Below are 20,612 nucleotides of genomic sequence, written 5' to 3'. Positions count from 1 at the left end.
TATTTATTATGCTAGATTTTGCCAACTTTTACCCTATTATCGAGAGAGCAATCTATGAAGAAAATTCTACTTCTTGGTGTTAGCGCCATCACCCTTTTGAACCTAACTTCATGTGGGAACCGTTCAAGTATTTATGAAGACAAGGGACCAACTATTAATAGTCAAGGCCTAAAAGGAGACGCTGTTGCATCAGAAGTTGCAGGAGCTAATTTCGTTTGTGACCGTTTCTCAAGAAATGGCTGTATCGACCAAGTTTTATTAATGGGTAAACTTAATCGTGGAAAGCTTCAAACATGTGCGGCATTCTTTGTTGGCGATAACCTAATTGCAACAGCTAAGAAATGTCTTCCAAGTAGACAAAAGGATCAATCATACTCAGACTGGCTAGATTCAGCTTGTTCAGAAGTTGCTTTCAAAGACCTTAAAGGCTTTACATATACTTGCTCTTCAATTGAAAACCAAAAATATTCAGAAATCGTTCTTGTTTCGACAAAGCAGAAATCAAAAGTTGGATTCCTTGAAACAACTAACGAGGGTATTAACTTTGGTGGAAAAAACAAGATCTTTGAACTAACGAGTTTCAAAAAAGGATTTGAAGTTAACTATGCTGTTTCTGAAGGTAAGTACACAAGAGCAAAGAAAGAGTGTAATGGTCTAACAGATTCACTACTAACTACAATTAACGGATCAAAAGATTCAAAGAACTTTGTTCTTTCTAACTGTGCAATCGACTGGAACTCAACAGGTTCTCCTGTTCTAGTAGATGGAAAAGTTGCAGGTATGCTACACGGAAAAATTGAAGGTGATGCAGACTTTGGAACTAAAGTAAGTGACAGAGATGGTGTTGCACTAGCAGAAAACTTTGCATGTCAGACAAAGTTCAATGCTAATACTCCAGCAGATTGTGACCTTCACAATAAAGGTGATAAAATCAACAAGTTAAAGGCAACAATTAAAGGCGCACTCGTTAACAACGGGACTGCTTTTGATGCTGACACTCAAGATATTACAATCTTTAGAAAAGATTCAAACCTAATGGTTCTAGCAACTGAAAAAGCAACAACTTGTGCAACAGAGGGTGAAAAAGGAAGCTTCCAAGCTTGTAAGGTAAACCTACCACTTAAGAACAAATTCCTTGCAACTCTTGATCTTGCGAATGTAGCTCTTGATTGTGACAACGCAGTAACAACAAATTGGAAAACAATCAAAGTTGATGAAAAGCTTACAAGACAATTTAGCTTTGAAGATTATACGCTAGATGGTTATCACGCTGATAGATTTTGGGTAGAAACTCCAGCTTGTGAATAATAAGTAAAAGAAATATTAAAATACCAAGGGCCTCGATGAGGCCCTTTTTTATTTAAAGTGTATTTTGTAGAAACTCTCTCATTAAGTCCCAAGACTCTTTATCTGCCTTTTCATTATAGGCCAAAGGAAGATTGAACTTCTTTCCGTTCTCCGTTGCCTTTGGATTTGTAAAGGCATGAGTAGCACCTGGAAGGTTCACAAACCTCATTGGCAGTTGCGATCTTCTAATAACCTTTTTGAAATTAGTGATATCATCTTTAGTCACTAAAGGATCATCGGCCCCATTAATAACCAAAAGCTTTGCTTTAGAGTTTTTTGTAACTTTTTTAATACCTGATAAAGACCCGTGGAATGAAACCACTCCTTTTAGGTCTGCGCCCTGAGTTGCATTGAAAAGGACAACAGCACCACCAAAACAGTAGCCGATAGCACCAATGCGATCAGCATCAACACTTGGTTGTTCTTTTAAAAGTTCCACGGCCTTATTAAATTTTGCCTTTAGAAGCGTTGGATTCTTAAACGCTTCAGATGAAAATTTCATAGCATCTTTTGGGTGATTTGCTGTTTTACCATCTCCATACATATCAAGGGCAATAGCATTGTAGCCTAGGGCAGCGAGCTGATCTGCACGCTTTCTCGCATAATCATTATGTCCCCACCATTCGTGAACAACGACGACACCTGGCTTCTTATTATCCTCATCCCCAGTTAGGGCCATATAACCTCGAAAACTCTTATCCCCTACTTTGTAGTCAACATCCTTCGTTGTCACAGATGAACAGCTTGCAAAGCCCATCACCATCAAAATTGGCAGTAAAATTCTCATTTTTCCTCCTAAAATATTGACTGCCACAACGCAATCAGATAATTATGCATTATGACAAAAACAAGCCTATATAATTTAACTTTAGAAAGTTTCCCATATGATGAAGCAAAAATCATGGGAAAGTGGGTCTATAAAAAGTTAAATTTTAATCCTGACACTTGGGAGAATGCCCCTCGCGTTGTCAGAGAAAAGGCAAAGGAATATGACTTATCGCTACTAAAGATACTCTGGCAGGGCCTCTCCAAAGATGGTACGCGAAAGTTTCTCCTAGGTTTAGATGATAAGAACTCAATTGAGGCCGTCCTTATTGAAAGTGAAAATGATAAGCGACTTAGGTCCACTCTATGTATTTCTTCTCAAGTTGGTTGTGCTATTGGTTGTACTTTTTGTCATACGGCCACTCAGGGACTTACTAGACACCTACAAACATCAGAGATCGTCGGACAATACCTAACTGTCTCCAAATGGATGCAGGATAATGTCGATCCGAAGTATCAGATTTCAAATATCGTTTTTATGGGTCAAGGTGAACCTCTTCATAACTTCGAAAATGTTAAGAAGGCTTGCTACCTCTTAACAGATCCTCTTGGGATCGCTCTAAGTAAGCATAAGGTAACGATTTCCACTTCAGGCCTTGTCCCAAAAATCAAGCAATGGGAAGAGCTTCCTGACGTCAATGTCGCTATCTCTCTTCATGCTATTAGAAATAATCTACGCTCAGAGCTGATGCCAATTAATAAGCGCTACCAAGTAGATGACTTGCTTGAAGCCTTAAGATCAATCCCAGTTAAGAACTCTCGTCGAATTATGTACGAGTACCTTTTAATAAAAGACCTTAATGATACTCAAGAAGATATTGATGGGCTTATCGAAAACCTTCCTAAGAAGGAATCAAAGATTAATATTATTCCTTTTAATGAATACCCTGAAAGTAAGTTCAAGCGCCCAAGTGATGAACACATTGAGTGGTTTCAAAGGTCTCTACAAGCAGCAGGGCTTACTTGCACGGTAAGAGAAACTAAAGGTGATGATATTTTAGCGGCTTGTGGCCAGCTAAAAACACAATACGAAAAGCTCAATTTACCTTCTTAAATTAAAGAGTCCTTCACAAGTGCGAGAATATCTTTAACCAACAAAGAGTTCTTCTTCTCGACACGATAAACCAGAGAAATTTGATCCTTAACAATCGGAGAATTACTTATAGGAACTAGATTCTTATAATTAGAGGCCACTCGGCTTGGAAGAAGGCCAATCCCAACTCCCTCGTGTGTCAGCTTTGCAATAACTTCTAAATTATCACTTTCAATATGTCCGTCAACGAAGATTGAGTTATCTTTTAACTTCCTCAATAAGTCCTGACTTTGCGCCAATTGAGGGTTGTATATTAATTTATCATTTTTTCTCTTTGGGCGGGCCGATTCAAATAACTTAACTTCATCTACTCCCATTTCATTAATAATTAAATCGGGGTGCTTGATAGGATTAACCACTATTCCAAAATCCACTTCAAAATTGATCACCTTGCCGGCAATCACACGAGAAGAGTCATGTATGAGATTAAAATTCAGACGTGGAAACTTCTCATAAATCAATGGAAGAATATTAGGAAGGGAGTAAATTGCAACTGAAGGGTGTATACCAATTTTAAACTCACCAACAATATCCCCGCCTTCTTGGTTAAAGATATTTTTAGCATCTTGCCAGTCTTGCAAAAGCTTATTGGCACGATGATGAAACTCTTCTCCAAACTTTGTATGTTCGATACCACTTTTTAGACGAATAAAAACAGGCGCACCAAGTTCTTCCTCTAGTCGCTTTATCGAATAACTTAGAGCTGGCTGAGTTAAGCCTAGCTGCTCAGAAGCTCGAGTTACATTCTTTAATTCTGAAACTACGATAAAATTTCTTAAATCATCTAATTTCAATGACATCTCACACCTACTTTATAATTTCACTAATTAGTTTCTTATAATCCATACCAGCTAACTTTGCGGCCATTGCAAACTCATCTTTACAGGCAACGTTGGGATTTGGATTGGCCTCAATAATATAAGGCTCCCCCTCAGGACAAACTCTTAAATCAAGACGAGCATATCCTGTCAGTTCTAAAACCTTATAAGCTCTTTTACATATTTTTATAATTTTATCTTCCAACTCTTTTGTAATTAATGCGCGGCCTGTTTCGATCCCTTTTTCTTGACGGTACTTCATGCTCCACTTTGCTTTTTCAGAATAGAGCTGAGCGAGAGGATTATCTATATTATTAAAAGAAAGTTCCAAAACAGGGAGGACCTTCAACCTCTTTACTCCCATAACTCCTACAAAGAATTCACGTCCTTCAATAAATTCTTCCACGATTACATCTTCATCGTACTTATCCATAAGATAAATAATTCTTTCGATTGCCTTTTCGGGTGTTTTAACGATTGATGCAGAACTGATTCCCAAAGAAGCATCTTGATAAAGACATTTTACAATAAGTGGAAATTTCAATTTCTTTGATATCTTTGTCACCTTGGCCTTAGAACGACTTGTAAAAACCTGAAAGCCTGGAGTTTTAATTCGGTGATAAGAAAGCAGTTTTTTTGCTAGGGCCTTATCTCTTGCAATCATAAGCCCTCGAGGATTGGCCCCAGTATACTTAACTTTTAGTAACTCTAAATACGAGACAACATTTTGATCTAAAAGAACCTTTCCATCAAATTCTTCTAAAAGATTAAAAACAATATGAGGCTTGAACTCATCGATGGCCTCTCTTAATGGTAGAAGGTCTGAATAAACACCTACGACTTTAACCTCATGACCAAGGCTATCAAGTGTTGATATAACATTGTATTCCGTTATCCACGGCTTAAACTCAAATTCTTCTTTTTGCTTATCTTCTTTAGAAATATTTTCAGGTGGGATGAGATCCGAGTGAACAAGTACTAAGACCTTTTTCTTTCTTTTATTGCTTCTTAATTTTTGGCTCACATGACTATCCTGTCACGCCCCTCCTTAAAGTATTTATTAGCATGTGATAAAACAATCTCATGAATAATTTGAGGGCCGCACTTTTCTGAAATCATAAGTTTCTTCTTATTAGAAATATTTTCCAGATCATTTACAACAGATTCTATTTTATATTGATATTCTTTTGTCATCAAGGAGATATCCCTCACCAGATCCTTTCTTAAGCTACCTATGATCTTATCGAGTTCAACACCGGTAGTCTCATTCTGACTAAGATATTGTTGAATATGTTGGATACTTCGACGTGCCTGCGAACTTTTACGAAGCTTTCTTCTTTTTTGGAGTAAATACTCTCTTACAGTTAATTCACTTTCATCAATGCTATCAATTTCTTTATAACAAATAACATTAGGCTTCTTATTGCTTAATGATTTCATCAAGTGATCGACATACTTTAATTTTTTAAGTGCTGGCCAATTTTCATAAACACGCTTCCAATTAGAACGTGGTGTAAGCCACACAGAAAATGTCTCAGCAAAATCTTCTTCTGGATGCGCCTGCGCATAGTTATCTTCTAGATGATAAACATACTTTTTAGAAAATTTCTTTGGCCCATATGAAGAAGGATAAGATTTATCGTGATCACCAAATATGGTTTTACGACTCTTTTCGTCTTTTAAAAAATAAGCATTATCCATAACGTGGCCGCACTCATGTCTCATGAGCTTCATAAACCAGTCACGGCCTTCACCCTCACAAACTCCAGTGAATTCTTTTTCTAGCTCAATTAGTTTTGGATGCATTAAAGAGAAAGGAATAGCAATTCCAGAAATTGCTTCGGGACAAAACCACTCATCACTTAGCCAGACTTTTGGCCTGACAAGTAGTTTCTTAGCGTCTAGCTCACGTTCTAGTTGTTCAAGACAAGGAGCAAATTTACTTCTTTCAAAGCAAATATCCAGCTCCCATAATTGAGCATTGAGAATGTCATCACGACACGCATGTTCTAAATTCAATTTAATCATATCAATCTCTTCAAGGTAGGGGCGATTATAGCCCTAACCGGAAGAAATTAAAGAGATAATGAGGACCTATGAATTATTTATCAACTCATAAGTCGTTAATACAAACTTGGCCATTGCGGTTGATTTTGATCTTGAAATCAACACCTTTAATTTTTGCACGAATATGGGATAAATGCGTATTGATAGTCTTATTTGTGACGACAACTGGGCCCCACGTCCCTAGTACTAACTCCTCAAGAGTGTAGATACGTTTTTGACTAGAAATTAAAAAGTTTAGAACTTTAAATTCCGTCTTTGTTAATGAAACTTCCTCTTCATTGACAAAAACCGCCTTCGTGCTGGTGTTGATTCGCAAATTACGAAATCCAATCCACTCATTTTGAAAAACAAATGACATTTTCTTCTCTCCTCCCCCCTTAATAAACTAGATTAAGTGGAAGTTAGATATTTCTCAAGTTGTAAAATCAATAAGTTACGAATCTTATCGCCGCTAACAAAAATAAGTTTATTTAGGCTAACAATTACGGTTATTTGACGCTTTTTTCTTTAGAGGTCGTGCAAACAAATCTGATTATTGCGATTAATACGTATTCTAAAGTCAACGCCTTTTGTTTTATGTCTCAGATGAGTCAGGTGAGTATTGACAGTTTTATTTGCCACTTCTACATCTCCCCAAATATATTCAACTAGTTGCTCGCGTGGGTAGATCCTTTTTCCACCATTTAGCAGAAAGTAGAGAATTTTATACTCTGTCTTGGTTAATTCGACCTTGCGCTCATCAACAAATGCGACTCGCTTTTCTGGATCGAGAGATAAGTTTCGAAAGCTTAGCTGCTTTTCTACTTGGGCCTTGTCATTATCAAAAGCGTGCATAATTATTCTCCTCTAAAGCTATACTTGAGAGAAGTTTATTCCATTGAACAAGTCCATGTTTTTGAGGTAAAAAAAGACACGTAAAGAATATTCAGTTATTAATTATTATTAATCAAAAGATAAGAGTTATTCATGAAAAATAAGAAGGCACTCTTTTGGAGTGGAGGCTTAAGCTCTCTAAGCTGCTTAAAACATTTAATTAAAGATGGTAACCCAAAGAGTGAAATCGTTCTCATTACTCTACTTTCAAAAGAGGGTAACGAAGTTGGTTATACAGGAATACCTGAAGAGATCATTTCCCTCCAGGCCAGGTATATGGGAATGAAACTAGTTAGGTTGTATAACGATGAAATGAGTAAAAAGGTCATAAGTAAGCTAAGTGAACAAGGTTACGAGTTCTACAGTGGTCAAAGAAATGAAGATTTTGCAAAGCAATCGATTCTCTCTAATACCAATATTAAGACACCTTTAATGGGCTCACCGTATACAAAGCTTCTCGAAGACCAAAACAACCGAGCGATACTTACAAGTGTTGATCGTGAAGACCATCAACGCTTTCTTGGCAAAGAACTTAAGGATATTGATATAAAGTTTGATGAGATGGATATTGATACATTTGTTATCTTTGATCCCCTTATGCGAATTCGAATTCCATTTTCAAAAAATATCATAGTGCAAAAGGATAACCATTTTATCTGTAAAATAAGAAATGTCTGATGCTATAGCATCAACGTGAACTTTGAGGTTTCTTTAACATTAGCTCCATACTTGCTTGCCCCTTCGACAATATAATCAGTAGTGATCATATTTGGAGGTTGTATGAAGAATAAAAAGAAATTCTTATTTGTAGGTGCGCGAATTCTCATGGGTGCGACCTTACTCTTGGCAGGCGTCACCCCAGGACTAGGCCTGCTCACGGAATCTCAGTTCACACCAGAAGCTTTGTCCTTTATTAATTCCCTTCAGGATACAGGTTATCTATACTACATGATCAAGGCTCTTGAAATTGTACTTGGAACGATGTTCTTACTTAATCTATTCGTTCCTCTAACGGCCGTAATAACTGCTCCACTGGTTATTAATATTCTATTCTTTGAGCTCTTTCTTTGTAACTCTTATCTTATTGCACCAATTATCCTTATTGTGTGTGAGTTTATGGTTTACCGCGAGCATCGAAAATTATTTAATTGGCTCTTTAAATATCAGATACACACCCATACAAATGATCTCGATGCACCTGATATGATAATTCTCTCAGATTTAAAGGAGAAAGACCCTAAGATGTATAAGAGCGTTGTCGATTCACAGTACTATCACAATATTTGATATCAATTAAACTCGGCCCATTATCTGTTTATTGACAGATAATGGGCTTCTTGTAACTATCTTCTCTAATACATACAGTACAAAAGGTGAACTCTGTGAAATTCAGAGACTGTCCCGCAACGGTAAGAGTCCGAGCCCTTCAATATTTCTTATGTCTCGGAGGAAGATCATAAAAACATTATTTTATTACGCCACAGCATTTCTACCATTAACTTCAATTGCACAAATAACCATTAAGGCCACAAAGCTTGAAACGAGCTCAGAACGTGTAACTAGTGCCGTCACGATTATCACTCAAGAAGAAATTGAAAATAGTGATGCTACGACATTGCAACAACTACTACAAAGTAAGGCCAGCATCTTTATCGGTCAGACAGGACAAATTGGAGCTGCTTCAAGTTTACGACTTCGTGGTTTACCGACAGGCTTTTCGAAGGTTCTCATTGATAATATCGAGCTTACAGATCCAACAGATATCAATAACTCATACCAAATTAACCATATCAACTTGGATAATATTGAAAGTATAGAGATCCTAAAAGGTAGTCAATCGGTTCTATACGGCTCTAATGCAATTGGTGGAGTGTTAAAAATCAATACAAAAAAAGGCATCAAGAGCTCAAGAGTTAGTGCTGAGTACGGTAGTTATAATACAGCAAAGGTTGCGGCCCAAACCAGCGGACATATGGAAAGGTTAAATTACGGATTCAACTTTTCTTACCTACGTTCTGATGGGTACTCTTCAGTCAATGAAGACAGGCTAACAAATGCTGAAGATGACTCTTATAAGAATCTTAGCTTCTCTTTAAATACAAGCTACCTCATTAATAACCAACTTGAGTTAAACTACCAAGCTCAATTTATCGACTCAGAAATTGAAATTGATGGATTCAATTTTGTACCTCCATTTAATCCAATTGATGTCGCTGATAACGATTTAAATAAGTACAATCAGTACAATAATTTCCTCAGTCTTAACTATAATAGTACAGATGAAAGGTTTACCCTTATTCCTAGTATCAGGTACTCAACAATTAGAAGAGAAGACCCTCAAGGTTTCACTCCTCTATTTCGCGGGGAAGAAACAGATATTAAACTCGATGCAACTTATGAATTTTCAAAGAGCTTAAATTCTTTCTATGGTGCTCAATACCTTAAGCAAGATGATCTTACTCTTGGTAACTATAGTGAGTTGTTCTCAATCTATACGACATTCAATTATGCATATAATGATTGGTTTTCAGATTTAGGACTTCGCTTCGACAAATTTTCTACATTTGATCTAAATACTATTGCAAGCTTTGGCCTTGGTTATAACTTCACAAGAGAGTTATCTCTTAAAGGTCATTTATCAAGTGGATACAAACTTCCGACGCTCTATCAAATAGCTAATCAACTTGAAATGCTTGATCCAACAGACAGTATCAATAGTGAACTAACTATCTCGTATAAGAAAATTACTTATCAAGCAGAACTTACGATATTCAACTATGACCTTAGAAATCAAATTGATTATGATACGATCAAGATGGGTTACTTAAATATTGCAAAGTCACAAATCCAAGGAATCGAATTTAATTTCAACAAAGAATTTCAAAACTCATTTAGTCTTGCAACATCAATAACGATTCAGAAGGCCACAAATAAAATAACTGACTCTGATCTTGCTAGAACGCCAGAAGCACTGGCAAATCTTGAGTTCGGCTATCGAATTAATGATAATCAAAGAATTACAAATTGGTGGCAATATGTAGGAAAACGAGAGGACTTTGGAAGCATGCCTTCCTATGTGATTGGAAACATCAACTACGAATATCAAAACTTTAATTTCAAAATAATAAATATTCTCGATAAGGATTATGAGAATATTCGCTACTACGGGACAATGGCCCGTAGTTACTTCCTAGGCTACAAGCTCGATTTTTGATGATATTTCTTTACCATTGCAATTGCGATGGTAAAGAAAATTATTGATCCAATATTTAAAATATAGAAGAAGTTAATCGCATTCTTTGCACCATAGTTATCTGCAATGGCACCAAATATAAAGTGCATAATTGCGATACTTACACCGATATAACTCATGGTTTGAGCAAGAACGACATGGTTCTTCTTTGGAAAGTTATTTGAAACCCAATCAACGATAACAGGAAAACAAAAAGACATAAATAAAGCGGTCATTGGATAAAAAATATGATGAACTCGCCCTAAGCTAAAACAAATAAGGCTAGATACCAGTGAAATATAAATCAAACGATTCGATGATAATTTGATATTTAAGAAGGCAAACCCTAACCTCCCCAACATTAAAAATAGAAAGAAGTAAGATAGGTAATTATTAGCTATAATATCTGAGTACTCATGGGCCTCTACCAGATAGAACTTTAATCGCGACGAAAGCATGATTTCAGATGCGACATAGAATCCCGCAAATAGGCCAATCATAAGATTCATTAAGAAAGCATTTGGCATTGATCCATGATTTTCTTTTATTTCTTCATGGTGTGTATCATCCACGAAGAAAGAGTAGATAAAAACCAAAGCACATGGAATGAGTAAGAATTTAAAAAATTGAATCCAATCTGAGTTTAAAAAATAAAATAGAGAAAGAATTTGGGGGGCCATTAATGAGGCCACCCCGTAGACACCATGAAGTCCAGATAAATAGCGCCTTTTATGCTCGGATGGTGCTCCATTATCAACCATGAAATTCATTGTTATTCCAGTAATCCCAAAGCCAAATCCGGCCCAAGCTCCAAAGAATAAACTCAAGTCAAAGTTGAGAAAGTCTCCACCAAGTCCAATTCCAAAAGTCCCTATTCCCATCATGACCATGGCCATGCGAGTTGCCCTAACAGGGCCAAAGCTTGGCAGCCAAAAAGACGTTGTCAGGTAAGCAATAAAAGAAGTAATCGACATTAAGGAAAAGATTAACGATCCCTTATCAGGTCTGATTTGAAAATATTGCAATAGCTCAGGGTAGATACTTCCGCGTCCATTATCAATAAGACTTAACGCCACAAGTGACAGATATCCGAGCGAGACATAACCAAAATTTTTCAAATCAACTTCCTTCTAATTCAAATTAAGCAATAAGTGTCTTATCTTTGAATAGAATCCAAAGCTGGTGAATTGCTCTTGTTGCAGCAAGGTGAAGCCTCTTTCTTGCTGTATTATTTGCAGGATAAAGATCCTTATCACAGTCTGGAATAATTACGTAATCAAATTCAAGACCTCTAATTTGCTCAACAGTTGTCACATCAACACCTGGCCTTAGAGAAAAATTCTCATCAAGAACAAGTCTAATACTTCCCACTTCTTCAATCTCAGAATAAAGTTCTCTTGCAATACTCTCTTTCGAACAGATGATTGCAATTGATGCTTTAGGCTCACGATTCATAAGTTCAACTAGTGCACTACTAATTAGCATCGAAGCATGCTCAAGATGTTGAACAGAAGTTTCAATAATTGGTCCACCATCTCTCTTCGATTCAGGAAGTTCTTTTGACGCCAGAGGTCCAAGAACCTTATGAGCAAAAGAAACAATTTCTTTTGGAGAACGGTACGAAACATTAAGTTCTTCAACTTGCATATCATCCACATCAAGTTCAAGTGTGTGACAAACGTCATGCCATGAAGTGAACTCAAATGTGCTATCAATCTGTTGAACACTATCCCCTGCAATTGTGAAGTTTCCATCTTGATGTTTAATTTGTCCTAACATCACAAGCTCTGACTTCGACAACTCTTGGGCCTCATCCAGGAAGATATGGCGATAAGACTTAAACTCACGGCCAAAGTATTTCAGGTGACCAAATTGCTTAACAATCAAATAATTAAATAAAGGAAGATCATACTTATCCACAAAACCTGATAGATTTTGTCCTTGATTGGCGTAATCAGAGTCTTTATCTAGGCCTTGAATTTGCTTTGCCGTATAGAATTTTAAGTCATTTAACATGTGAGTCGTTACCATACGATTTGTCATCTCAGGCAACTTCTCCATAAGCTTCGCATCAGAGAAGATATTTAGAAGCTCTTCTCTTACATTTTTGAAGCCATTTAAGATCTTCTTCACTTCAACTTTTAAAAGAGGATCACGCGTATTTTCATATAAGTTCTTCACACGTACATATAGAGGACGAGTGCGATTCTTAGTAAAAAACTCAAGATCAGTTCCCTTAAGTTTCTTCTCAATATTCAATTCTTTTGTAGCGAGGTATTCATCCACTAACTCTAGAAGTTTTGGATTTCTCTTAATTGTTGCAATTGAGTCTAATGGGTTATCTTCAATCTTTTTAGGAACTGAGCGCATATTTTGAAAGACAATCTTTTTAATTAGATCATCAAGTGTTGAAACTCGTACTTTCTCAAGGTTCGATTCAACTAATAGCTTCTTTGATAATTTCACAAGACCATTATTCGGTACGATAACCATGACCTCTTCTTGGCGAATTCCATCTTCACGACAAAGTTTTGCAATTCGATAAAGAGCAACTGTCGTCTTACCAGAACCAGCTCCTCCTGTGATAAGCAGAGGCTTCTTAGCACTTTGATTAACAAGATCATACTGAGTCTTATCAAGAAGGGAGATTACTTCAGGGCCATCAAATCCAGTACGGCCACTTCCAAGGCTCTGGTTAGCACTTCCTTCACCACCAGCAAGTTTTTGAGCTGACTCATTAAGAGAGATCCACTCATTTTCTCTAAGAACATTGGTGTTTCCTTCTCGGTCAATTCTAACAAGTTGTTTTTCTCTAACAGTTAGAATTGATTTCTCTAGAATATGACCCTCAATAATTCGATCATCTAAATCGAAATCAAAATCATCTCCTTCACCGTATTGGTAAAAGATACGTGCCATAGGAGACTTCTTCCAATCGATGATTTTAAACTTTAGTTCTTTATGTGAGAAAGGCGTATGACCAATTAGAAAATCCTTAAGCTTTCCATTTTGTTTAATTTTAAAATGGCCAAAGAATGGAGATTCAATATTTGGTAAACTTTGGTGTTGCTCATAGCGATCAGCAAGTTGGTTTAGAAGGTTCATCTGCTGGATAATTCCAGGAAGATCATCTTCTTTACAGTTAAGAGACTCGTCTCTCAGGGCCTTTATATTCTCTGCAATATCGGCCAATGCTGCAGCATTCAAATCTGGGACTCTATCAATTAAATCAACGGTTTGCGTAAGGAAATCATTAATTTTTTGAATATATTTTTGATTTACTAATTCACTCATTCTTTATTTGCCTTTAATCATCTAGCTTGTTAGTGTTGAACTTTATTTACTATATTAATAATCAACAATTAGAGGGCCCTATTATGCCAAAAGTTATCGGATTTCACTACACATTAACGAACTCAAAGAACGAAGTTTTAGACAATTCTGCTGAACATGGTCCACTAGTTTTCTTAGAAGGTGTTGGTCAAATCATTCCTGGTCTAGAAAAAGAGATCGTCGCAATGAATATTGGTGATAAGAAAGTTATCAATGTACCTGCTGCTGACGCGTACGGTAACAAAAATGATGAATTAGTAATTACTGTTCAACGCTCACAATTCCCAGAAGATGCACAATTAAATATCGGTGACGTATTTCAAGTTAACCAAGATCAAGGTCTTCCTCCATTTGCTGTTATTGCAATTGAAGGCGATGAAGTTACTTTAGATGGTAACCACCCTCTTGCAGGTGAAGATCTAAACTTTGACATCGAAATCACTGAAGTAAGAGAAGCGACTGAAACAGAAGTTGCCCATGGTCACGCTCATGGACAAGGTGGTTGTGGTCACTAATCAATCTTTACCTTTCTTAAGTTAAAAGATCGCATAGATCCTTACTAAAATTAATTTATCGATTATTGATTTGAGTGAGGATTCTATGTGGGTTATAAATTTAAGAAAATCTCTCGCGTTTTCTCTATGTGCGAGTTCATTTCTTTATTCTAATTCAATTTCAGCAAAGAACCTCGGTGATAATTTTGAGCTTTACGGAAAAGTATCCATGGCGGCCATCGGCCAAGCTGGAACTCAATCATTAAATAATAACTCTTCTCGATTTGGGTTTAAATATAAGAGAGATGACCTACTCGAGAAGTTCACCACAGGTCTTCGTGCTGAGTTTGGAATCAATACCAGCAATACGAGCCAAAATATTCAGAGCATCCCTAACACAACGGGACGCTTTCAAGTTGACAATACTAGTGACCGGCCCTTCTCAACGAGGCTTGCTTATCTTTGGATTGAGAGAGGAGATTTTTATGCAACTCTTGGGAAGAACTGGTCTGTCTGGTATGACATTACAGAAATGACTGACATTTTTATGGTAACGGGGGCTTTTGCCTCCTCTACCTACACAGCCAACAGTGAAGTTATTGGGACGTCTCGTGGTGTTGATCTATTAGAGGCTCGCTACAAGTTTGGTAATATTCACCTTGGTGCACAGACAAAGTTTACAGGAGATGAGAGCTCTGACTACGACTCTGATGGAGATGGTATCGACGACGCCGTCCTTACTCTTGAACATTCAATTGCTGCCTCAATTCGCTATATCAATAAAGACTTTAAAATTGGTCTAGCTGCAATCAATCTTAATTCAAATAATAATGGGATTGAAATTGCAAAATTATCTCTAACAGCAGGTGCACAATATTATTTTGATAACCTCTTCCTTGCAGCAGTTTACGGGGACACTAAGGATCTTGAACTTATTGATGGACGATTTGTAACTTCTGAAAATATTGAAGCTCTACTTGGTTGGCGCTTCAATACATATCATCAAATCATGCTCGGCTATAATTGGCAGATATCAGATGAGAAAGGTCTTGATAACTATGAGATGTCTAAGATACTTGGCTCTTATATTTTTACTAATGGTTTATATCAATTAGGTATGGAGTTTGTTTTAGATGATAGCATAGAAGCAAATGGAATGCGCCCAAAGAACCATCAGTTCATTTTAGGCGCAACCATGTATTTTTAATAATTTTCTGGTGGTACTTTTTTGAACATAAAGGCCGGAATTACACTTGAAACAAGAGTGTAAATCACAAGACCTGAAATAATTTCTAATGGAACATCAAAGCGCTCCTTAGCAATTTGGGCCATAACTAGACCAAAAATAAGAGTTGGCAGAAGTGATACCGTAATTTCTTTACGATCTGGCCAGAAGTCCTGCATAAAAAATTTCATATTAGAGTATGTATTAAAAATTCTTAGAGGAATGAAAATTCCTAAGAAAGCTAATCCAATATATAACCCATCCATTGTGAATAGATCTTGTGTGAAGCCTACCCCAGCTTTAAAGAAGTAGAACGGAATAAAGAATGAAAAGAACATCTGAAGGTTTTTAAGAATCTCTTCCGATTTTTCAGATTTACCAAAGTGCTTAAACTCCGAAGCAATAAATCCAACAAGGAAGGCACCAACAAGATAATAAGTTCCAATCTTCTTCGTAATAACACCACAAATGAGGGCCGTAAGAATCAAGAAACCAACTTCTGAATCCTTGGCATATGGTGCGATATATTTGAAAAATAATTTATAAGATAGAGGTAAGAAAATACTGAGGGCAACTAAAATAAGGGTAGAACTACCAAGGTTTACTAAACTCTCCGACTGAAGAGTAATAAATAGCAGTAAGATGGCAGAGATCTCCTTAGAGATTGCTTTCGAACGAATCCAATACTCTTGCCCCTCGCTAAATCCATAATTCTTTAAAGAGTTAAGAATGAAACCAGTTGAAGGAGTCATAATCCCTAGAGCAATTAAAGTTGCAGCACGAAAACTAATTGAGAAGAATAAGTGAATAATGAATGCCACAACTAGAGTTATCGACATTGTCTGCGCCACACCACCTAAGAGCTCTTTCCAATTTTGCTTGAGTTCTTCAAACTCAACTTCAAAACCTGCAAAAAGAAATAACGATGTAATCCCTAGGCGAGAAAGCATAAGAAGAAGATCATCTCCCTGAAACCAACCGAGACCAAGACCTGCTCCAATTCCTAAGAAGATAGAAGAAATACCGATAGGAATTTGAAAGCGAAGTAATAGCTTTGGCAGGATTAGAAGAATTGTGAACAGTAGTAAGTACTGTACTTCCGTATTTTGCAAATGAATCATTATTGTCTCTCCATGTATTCAACGTATGAACCCGGGAAGATGCGAACTTCCCCCTTATCCACTTCATAAACATTTTCAGCTAATTCACTTAGAAAGTGTCTATCGTGGGATACAAACATCACTGTTCCCTCATATCGCTTTAGTGCATCTAGAAGAACTTCTCTCGATTTAATATCAAGGTGGTTTGTCGGCTCATCTAGAACTAAGAAATTATTATTTTGTGAAAGTAGTACGGCCATCACAAGTCGAGACTTCTCTCCTCCTGATAGGTACTTAACTTTTTTATCAACGTCTTGACCTCGAAATAGAAAGGCCGCAAGTAGGTTTCTAATATAGCCATCACTTGCTGTAGGTAGATCCTTTCTTACTTCATCAAAGACGCTTGCTTCAGGATTTAAAACTTCAAGTGAGTACTGAGAAAAGTAGCCAATTTTTATACTTGGTCCAATTGCTACAGTTCCGCTAGTCGGTTCAGTATGCGCAGTAATGCACTTTAATAGTGTCGACTTCCCAGCACCATTTACACCAACCACGGCGATTTTATTTGTTCTCTTAACTGTTGTTGATAGGCCATGAAAGACTTCATGTGCACTTCCATCAGACAGTGGCCATGATTTTGAAAGGTCTTTGATGATAACAACATCATCCCCACCCCTTGGTGGCGTTGGGAATTGGAAGTTAATTGTTTCTTCTTCAGCAGGAACTTCAATACGGTCAATCTTTTCAAGTTTTTTTACACGTGATTGAACTTGAGCAGCGTGAGAAGCACGGGCCTTAAATTTTGCAATGAACTCTTCTTCTTTTGCTAGCATATCAGCTTGGCGTGAAGCTTGAGCAATTAATTGTTCACGACGAAGGTCTCTTTCTTTCTCGTAGAATTCATAGTTACCTGTGTAAGTCGTGATTCTTTTATGGGCGATTTCAACAATCTTATTACAAACATTATTCATGAAATCACGGTCGTGGGTCGTCATAAAGATCCCACCTTTGAAGTTCTTTAACCACTCCTCAAGCCATAGGATAGATTCCATATCAAGATAGTTGGTAGGCTCATCCATTAAGATAAGCTCAGGATTGATAACAAGAACGCGGGCAAGAGCAATACGCATCTTCCATCCACCAGAGAAGTCTTCGATCATCTTATTGTGATCAGCTGGCATAATTCCTAGACCAGTTAAAACTTCTTCTGCTCTTGTTTCTAAATCGTATCCACCACGCTTTTCAAACTCTGACTGAACATCTCCCATTTTCATTAGGACGTCATTCATCTCGTCGTCACTCATATTAGCGCAGTCCACTAGCTTTTCTTCATACTCTTTAAGCTTGGCCCCAAGTTCAGAAATCTTTACGTCACCAGACATAACAACTTCCTTAGCAGTCTGACCTGCCATCTCCCCTACTTTTTGAGAGAAATAGGCCCAACGAAGTTTATCAGGAAAAGAGACTTGTCCCTCATCAGGCTTCTCTTCACCAATAATCATACGAAATAGAGTTGTTTTTCCTGCACCGTTTGGACCAACAAGCCCAACTTTCTCACCTGGATTTATTTGAAAGGTTCCACCACTATATAGGGTTTCACTACTTTGAATTTTAGAAATATTGGAAACATTTAACATATGTGATAAATCCCACTCAACGTTTTATATTTGCTTAGCTATTTAATCTGAATATACGAATTAGTTCAGTCTAGCATGGCACTTCTAAATCTGTCTTTAATATTCGACATTTTTAACGCATTTAATCGTTTGGAAATCAGCTATTTGGCCTTATAATTTCGCTATGACTTTAGATAATATATTCGTCGACACACAGGGTGATATTAAGAAATCGGTATATGTTATATTTGTGCTGATTTTGTTTTATTTAACAAATCATATCTTTTCTTTCATTTTAAAGAAGACAAGTAGTATTAATATTGAAACCAAAAGACGCTACGTCGTTAATACAAATATTTCATTAACGATTATCTTCGTTTTTATTACCCTCTATATCTATTCAACGGAGCTAAGAAACCTCGCCTTCTCTCTTGCGGCGCTAATGGTTGCTATCGTTCTAATTACTAAAGAGTTATCACTGAATATCATGGGCGGTATTTATAAAACATTCTCAGGCGGATTTATTATTGGAGATACCATTGAAATCGAAGAAAAGCGTGGAAGTGTTATTGATCGCGATCTTTTCACAACGACACTTTTGGAAGTAGGGCCAAATAAGACATCCCATAATTACACAGGACGCTCGATTATCATTCCGAATTCGATCTTTTTAACGAATCGAGTGACCAATGAATCCTTTCTAAAGAGTTTCGTACTCCATACATTCAAAGTAATCCTTTCTCCTGATTGTGACTGGGAAAAGGCGGAAAAAATCTTACTTGAAAGATCAGAGTTCTATTGTTCGGAGTACTTTGAACAGGCGCAGGTCGTACTAAATAAACTCTTTACGAAGTCACACCTTGAGACACCAATTCTTAAGCCTCGTGTCCAAATCAATTTTACAAGTAAAGACGAAATCGAGCTAAATGTGCGAATTACTGCTCCAGCAAGGACAAAAGGTTCCGTGGAACAGAAAATTCTTAAAGATTTCTTACGTGAATTCTATAAGTAAGTATCTGGTGTCAAACTGTCTCTAGACAGTCTATTTCAATACAAGATATTTATCTTCTACAATTTCAGTAGGGAGAAATTATGTCGAAGAATATCTTAAGATTGTTACTATTTGTAACTATTTCATTTACTTGTATTAAGGCCACAGCAGCTCCTCCTACAGAGCTGGCCCCTTTTGATCAAGCAGGTTCGTATTTTGATGAAGACCAAGGGCTTATTATCGGTAGCGACGGCCTTAAGTACTGGCACCAAACAAACAATACAATGAGAAATGAAAAGGGTGTCATTTTCAAATTTGGCTTCTTTTCAATCAAGTCTTCTGATGGAAAAAGATACAAGAAAGCCTCAAAGAAATATATCAAAGATAATTGGGAGCTTAAGCGCTACCCTGTAAAACTTAGTAAGCGTATGCTTACAATAAGAGAAGATGCAGGAGTTGACTTTGGAGAGCTTTCAAATGCCATCGAAAATGGCGAAAGTATTTATCTTTCAGAGCAAGAAAGAGCATCGCTGTCAGCTTATTTTTCAGTGAGACAACATGAACAAGATAGTTGGGACGGTAGCTTTAGAACAAATCGTACGGGTAGAACAACTTGTACAACTTATGGAATGAATACTGTCTGTACGACGACATCATATTAAGAAAAAAAAAGCCTTCATTACGAAGGCTTTTATATTTTAATTAAGATTTTTAATTAATTCTTTAAACTCTTCACCAATGCGAATCTCAAGTTTCTTATCTGACTCATTGAACTCTTTCACAATGGCATCTGTCGTCGTTAAACGATAAGCAAATACCGGAAGCTTATTGGCCTTATTATTCTTATATTCTTTATCCATTGTCTTCATGTGTTTTAGACGATCATCTAAGAAGAATACTGCTTTATACTTCTTATCAAGTCCTGGGCGATTAATTAAGTGAGTCAGCATCTTCCCTTTATTTAGGCCAGATGTCATAAAAACACCATCCGCATAACGAACTTCTCTCCCGTAGAGCTTCGTAATAAATGGAAGTCTTGGAGCATTGGCCTTCTTTAAATCAATACCACTCTTATTAAGCTCGCGAATTGTTGCTGGATAATTAACAGGGCCTCTTGAAGTAATTGAAGCAACGCCGTAGCCAGACTCTTGTAGCTTTTCAATTAGTCTTGGAATTTCTTTTTCAACTAGAATCATGTCAGAAATAAAAGTTGCTTTATAAGAATAATCTAAGAGTCCACTAACTGACTTAGCAATACAGTGAACAGGACAGCCTTTCTTTATTTGATCATTCTGCCAACCATACCATTGGTCACTCCCAAAACTCGTTTTGAATCTTAGAAGAGTGTTATCAATATCGTAAACAACAAGGACATCGCTTGTTTTAAGTTTATTCTTCTTCGTATACTCAACTATCTTCTTGTAGAAATTCGTATGGGAAGAGATCTCTTGATATGAAAGTGCACTGAATGTGATCAGAATTGAAATAAATAACTTCATCTTGTCTCCTTTTCTTGACCAGCAAGCATACCAGTATCGGAGGCAAAATAAAAGCCTTCCCTTACGGAAGGCTTTACGTGACTTTATATACAGAAAGTA

The 20,612-nt window shown here is 36.9% G+C and carries 20 protein-coding genes and 1 riboswitch; of the genes, 9 read left to right on the top strand and 11 right to left on the bottom strand.

Annotated elements, in window-relative coordinates; all coding sequences use genetic code 11:
- Positions 1-54 precede the first annotated feature (54 nt).
- Complete coding sequence (locus ACRXC1_RS03235; RefSeq protein ID WP_433656455.1) at positions 55-1,308, top strand: hypothetical protein; 1,254 nt, start codon at positions 55-57, stop codon at positions 1,306-1,308.
- Between the two features lie 52 nt (positions 1,309-1,360).
- Here ACRXC1_RS03235 and ACRXC1_RS03230 read toward each other — a convergent pair whose 3' ends face one another.
- The gene (locus ACRXC1_RS03230; protein ID WP_433656453.1) at positions 1,361-2,134 is read right to left on the bottom strand and encodes a dienelactone hydrolase family protein; all 774 of its coding nucleotides are present in this window, start codon (positions 2,132-2,134) and stop codon (positions 1,361-1,363) included.
- A gap of 51 nt (positions 2,135-2,185) precedes the next feature.
- Between ACRXC1_RS03230 and rlmN the strand changes: the two genes are divergently transcribed.
- The gene (rlmN, locus tag ACRXC1_RS03225; RefSeq protein WP_021266430.1) at positions 2,186-3,226 is read left to right on the top strand and encodes a 23S rRNA (adenine(2503)-C(2))-methyltransferase RlmN; all 1,041 of its coding nucleotides are present in this window, start codon (positions 2,186-2,188) and stop codon (positions 3,224-3,226) included.
- On the opposite strand, the gene ACRXC1_RS03220 is transcribed toward rlmN, so the two are convergent.
- The 5 genes from ACRXC1_RS03220 to ACRXC1_RS03200 form a co-directional block, all read right to left on the bottom strand.
- Positions 3,223-4,065, bottom strand: a complete 843-nt coding sequence (locus tag ACRXC1_RS03220; protein ID WP_433656450.1) for a LysR family transcriptional regulator — start codon at positions 4,063-4,065, stop codon at positions 3,223-3,225. The two genes, rlmN and ACRXC1_RS03220, sit on opposite strands and share 4 nt — an antisense overlap.
- A 7-nt stretch (positions 4,066-4,072) precedes the next feature.
- Positions 4,073-5,107, bottom strand: a complete 1,035-nt coding sequence (locus ACRXC1_RS03215; protein ID WP_433656448.1) for a D-alanine--D-alanine ligase family protein — start codon at positions 5,105-5,107, stop codon at positions 4,073-4,075.
- Positions 5,104-6,111 carry a putative zinc-binding metallopeptidase gene (locus ACRXC1_RS03210; protein WP_433656446.1) on the bottom strand — a complete coding sequence of 336 codons (1,008 nt, stop codon included), beginning with the start codon at positions 6,109-6,111 and terminating at the stop codon, positions 5,104-5,106. Before ACRXC1_RS03210 ends, ACRXC1_RS03215 begins: the two co-directional genes overlap by 4 nt.
- An 85-nt stretch (positions 6,112-6,196) precedes the next feature.
- Positions 6,197-6,508 carry a winged helix-turn-helix domain-containing protein gene (locus ACRXC1_RS03205; protein WP_392911231.1) on the bottom strand — a complete coding sequence of 104 codons (312 nt, stop codon included), beginning with the start codon at positions 6,506-6,508 and terminating at the stop codon, positions 6,197-6,199.
- A 149-nt stretch (positions 6,509-6,657) separates the two neighbouring features.
- A complete protein-coding gene (locus ACRXC1_RS03200; protein ID WP_392857097.1) occupies positions 6,658-6,984 on the bottom strand; it encodes a winged helix-turn-helix domain-containing protein in 327 nt (108 codons plus the stop codon).
- Between the two features lie 132 nt (positions 6,985-7,116).
- Here ACRXC1_RS03200 and ACRXC1_RS03195 point away from each other — a divergent pair, with 132 nt between their 5' ends.
- The 3 genes from ACRXC1_RS03195 (at position 7,117) to ACRXC1_RS03185 (ending at position 10,237) form a co-directional block, all read left to right on the top strand.
- Positions 7,117-7,701 (top strand): hypothetical protein, encoded by a 585-nt coding sequence (locus tag ACRXC1_RS03195; RefSeq protein ID WP_433656443.1) that lies wholly within the window; start codon positions 7,117-7,119, stop codon positions 7,699-7,701.
- 102 nt (positions 7,702-7,803) lie between these two features.
- Entirely contained in the window at positions 7,804-8,310 is a 507-nt protein-coding gene (locus ACRXC1_RS03190; protein ID WP_433656441.1) for a hypothetical protein, read from the top strand.
- A 69-nt stretch (positions 8,311-8,379) separates the two neighbouring features.
- Positions 8,380-8,457: riboswitch (adenosylcobalamin-variant (AdoCbl-variant) riboswitch) on the top strand.
- Between the two features lie 4 nt (positions 8,458-8,461).
- Positions 8,462-10,237 (top strand): TonB-dependent receptor plug domain-containing protein, encoded by a 1,776-nt coding sequence (locus tag ACRXC1_RS03185; RefSeq protein WP_433656439.1) that lies wholly within the window; start codon positions 8,462-8,464, stop codon positions 10,235-10,237.
- Here ACRXC1_RS03185 and ACRXC1_RS03180 read toward each other — a convergent pair.
- Together ACRXC1_RS03180 and ACRXC1_RS03175 are read right to left on the bottom strand one after the other, a co-directional pair.
- Positions 10,219-11,373, bottom strand: a complete 1,155-nt coding sequence (locus ACRXC1_RS03180) for an MFS transporter (RefSeq protein ID WP_392911223.1) — start codon at positions 11,371-11,373, stop codon at positions 10,219-10,221. The two genes, ACRXC1_RS03185 and ACRXC1_RS03180, sit on opposite strands and share 19 nt — an antisense overlap.
- Positions 11,374-11,395: 22 nt before the next feature.
- Positions 11,396-13,549, bottom strand: coding sequence for a UvrD-helicase domain-containing protein (locus tag ACRXC1_RS03175; protein ID WP_433656436.1), 2,154 nt, complete (start codon positions 13,547-13,549; stop codon positions 11,396-11,398).
- Positions 13,550-13,632: 83 nt separating this feature from the next.
- On the opposite strand from ACRXC1_RS03175, the gene ACRXC1_RS03170 reads away from it, so the two are divergent.
- Both ACRXC1_RS03170 and ACRXC1_RS03165 read left to right on the top strand, forming a co-directional pair.
- The gene (locus ACRXC1_RS03170; protein ID WP_392857108.1) at positions 13,633-14,103 is read left to right on the top strand and encodes an FKBP-type peptidyl-prolyl cis-trans isomerase; all 471 of its coding nucleotides are present in this window, start codon (positions 13,633-13,635) and stop codon (positions 14,101-14,103) included.
- An 85-nt stretch (positions 14,104-14,188) separates the two neighbouring features.
- A complete protein-coding gene (locus ACRXC1_RS03165) occupies positions 14,189-15,289 on the top strand; it encodes a porin (protein WP_433656434.1) in 1,101 nt (366 codons plus the stop codon).
- On the opposite strand, the gene ACRXC1_RS03160 is transcribed toward ACRXC1_RS03165, so the two are convergent.
- On the bottom strand, positions 15,286-16,428 hold the full coding sequence (locus ACRXC1_RS03160) for a cation:proton antiporter (RefSeq protein ID WP_433656432.1): 1,143 nt from the start codon (positions 16,426-16,428) through the stop codon (positions 15,286-15,288). The two genes, ACRXC1_RS03165 and ACRXC1_RS03160, sit on opposite strands and share 4 nt — an antisense overlap.
- Positions 16,428-18,044 carry an ABC-F family ATP-binding cassette domain-containing protein gene (locus ACRXC1_RS03155; protein ID WP_392911215.1) on the bottom strand — a complete coding sequence of 539 codons (1,617 nt, stop codon included), beginning with the start codon at positions 18,042-18,044 and terminating at the stop codon, positions 16,428-16,430. Before ACRXC1_RS03155 ends, ACRXC1_RS03160 begins: the two co-directional genes overlap by 1 nt.
- A gap of 163 nt (positions 18,045-18,207) precedes the next feature.
- On the opposite strand from ACRXC1_RS03155, the gene ACRXC1_RS03150 reads away from it, so the two are divergent.
- Both ACRXC1_RS03150 and ACRXC1_RS03145 read left to right on the top strand, forming a co-directional pair.
- Positions 18,208-19,035, top strand: a complete 828-nt coding sequence (locus ACRXC1_RS03150) for a mechanosensitive ion channel domain-containing protein (RefSeq protein WP_392911213.1) — start codon at positions 18,208-18,210, stop codon at positions 19,033-19,035.
- Between the two features lie 80 nt (positions 19,036-19,115).
- Positions 19,116-19,676, top strand: coding sequence for a hypothetical protein (locus ACRXC1_RS03145; RefSeq protein WP_433656427.1), 561 nt, complete (start codon positions 19,116-19,118; stop codon positions 19,674-19,676).
- Positions 19,677-19,712: 36 nt separating this feature from the next.
- Here the strand turns inward: ACRXC1_RS03145 and ACRXC1_RS03140 are convergent, their stop codons facing one another.
- Positions 19,713-20,513: a DUF2608 domain-containing protein gene (locus ACRXC1_RS03140; RefSeq protein WP_433656425.1), complete on the bottom strand. Its 801-nt coding sequence runs from the start codon at positions 20,511-20,513 to the stop codon at positions 19,713-19,715.
- Positions 20,514-20,612: the final 99 nt, after the last annotated feature.

It is taken from the genome of Halobacteriovorax sp. GFR8 (assembly GCF_050955245.1).
Lineage (GTDB): Bacteria > Bdellovibrionota > Bacteriovoracia > Bacteriovoracales > Bacteriovoracaceae > Halobacteriovorax_A.
This window is presented reverse-complemented; position numbering and strand designations above follow the sequence as displayed.

What these genes read in the sequence shown, in the direction of transcription:
- ACRXC1_RS03150 (WP_392911213.1), top strand. Translation starts at nt 18,208, where the DNA reads ATGACTTTAGATAATATATTCGTCGACACACAGGGTGATATTAAGAAA.
- ACRXC1_RS03235 (WP_433656455.1), top strand. Translation starts at nt 55, where the DNA reads ATGAAGAAAATTCTACTTCTTGGTGTTAGCGCCATCACCCTTTTGAAC.
- ACRXC1_RS03205 (WP_392911231.1), bottom strand. Translation starts at nt 6,508, where the DNA reads ATGTCATTTGTTTTTCAAAATGAGTGGATTGGATTTCGTAATTTGCGA.
- ACRXC1_RS03145 (WP_433656427.1), top strand. Translation starts at nt 19,116, where the DNA reads ATGTCGAAGAATATCTTAAGATTGTTACTATTTGTAACTATTTCATTT.
- ACRXC1_RS03200 (WP_392857097.1), bottom strand. Translation starts at nt 6,984, where the DNA reads ATGCACGCTTTTGATAATGACAAGGCCCAAGTAGAAAAGCAGCTAAGC.
- ACRXC1_RS03195 (WP_433656443.1), top strand. Translation starts at nt 7,117, where the DNA reads ATGAAAAATAAGAAGGCACTCTTTTGGAGTGGAGGCTTAAGCTCTCTA.
- ACRXC1_RS03230 (WP_433656453.1), bottom strand. Translation starts at nt 2,134, where the DNA reads ATGAGAATTTTACTGCCAATTTTGATGGTGATGGGCTTTGCAAGCTGT.
- ACRXC1_RS03170 (WP_392857108.1), top strand. Translation starts at nt 13,633, where the DNA reads ATGCCAAAAGTTATCGGATTTCACTACACATTAACGAACTCAAAGAAC.
- ACRXC1_RS03165 (WP_433656434.1), top strand. Translation starts at nt 14,189, where the DNA reads ATGTGGGTTATAAATTTAAGAAAATCTCTCGCGTTTTCTCTATGTGCG.
- ACRXC1_RS03210 (WP_433656446.1), bottom strand. Translation starts at nt 6,111, where the DNA reads ATGATTAAATTGAATTTAGAACATGCGTGTCGTGATGACATTCTCAAT.
- ACRXC1_RS03140 (WP_433656425.1), bottom strand. Translation starts at nt 20,513, where the DNA reads ATGAAGTTATTTATTTCAATTCTGATCACATTCAGTGCACTTTCATAT.
- rlmN (WP_021266430.1), top strand. Translation starts at nt 2,186, where the DNA reads ATGACAAAAACAAGCCTATATAATTTAACTTTAGAAAGTTTCCCATAT.
- ACRXC1_RS03155 (WP_392911215.1), bottom strand. Translation starts at nt 18,044, where the DNA reads ATGTTAAATGTTTCCAATATTTCTAAAATTCAAAGTAGTGAAACCCTA.
- ACRXC1_RS03175 (WP_433656436.1), bottom strand. Translation starts at nt 13,549, where the DNA reads ATGAGTGAATTAGTAAATCAAAAATATATTCAAAAAATTAATGATTTC.
- ACRXC1_RS03185 (WP_433656439.1), top strand. Translation starts at nt 8,462, where the DNA reads ATGTCTCGGAGGAAGATCATAAAAACATTATTTTATTACGCCACAGCA.
- ACRXC1_RS03190 (WP_433656441.1), top strand. Translation starts at nt 7,804, where the DNA reads ATGAAGAATAAAAAGAAATTCTTATTTGTAGGTGCGCGAATTCTCATG.
- ACRXC1_RS03220 (WP_433656450.1), bottom strand. Translation starts at nt 4,065, where the DNA reads ATGTCATTGAAATTAGATGATTTAAGAAATTTTATCGTAGTTTCAGAA.
- ACRXC1_RS03160 (WP_433656432.1), bottom strand. Translation starts at nt 16,428, where the DNA reads ATGATTCATTTGCAAAATACGGAAGTACAGTACTTACTACTGTTCACA.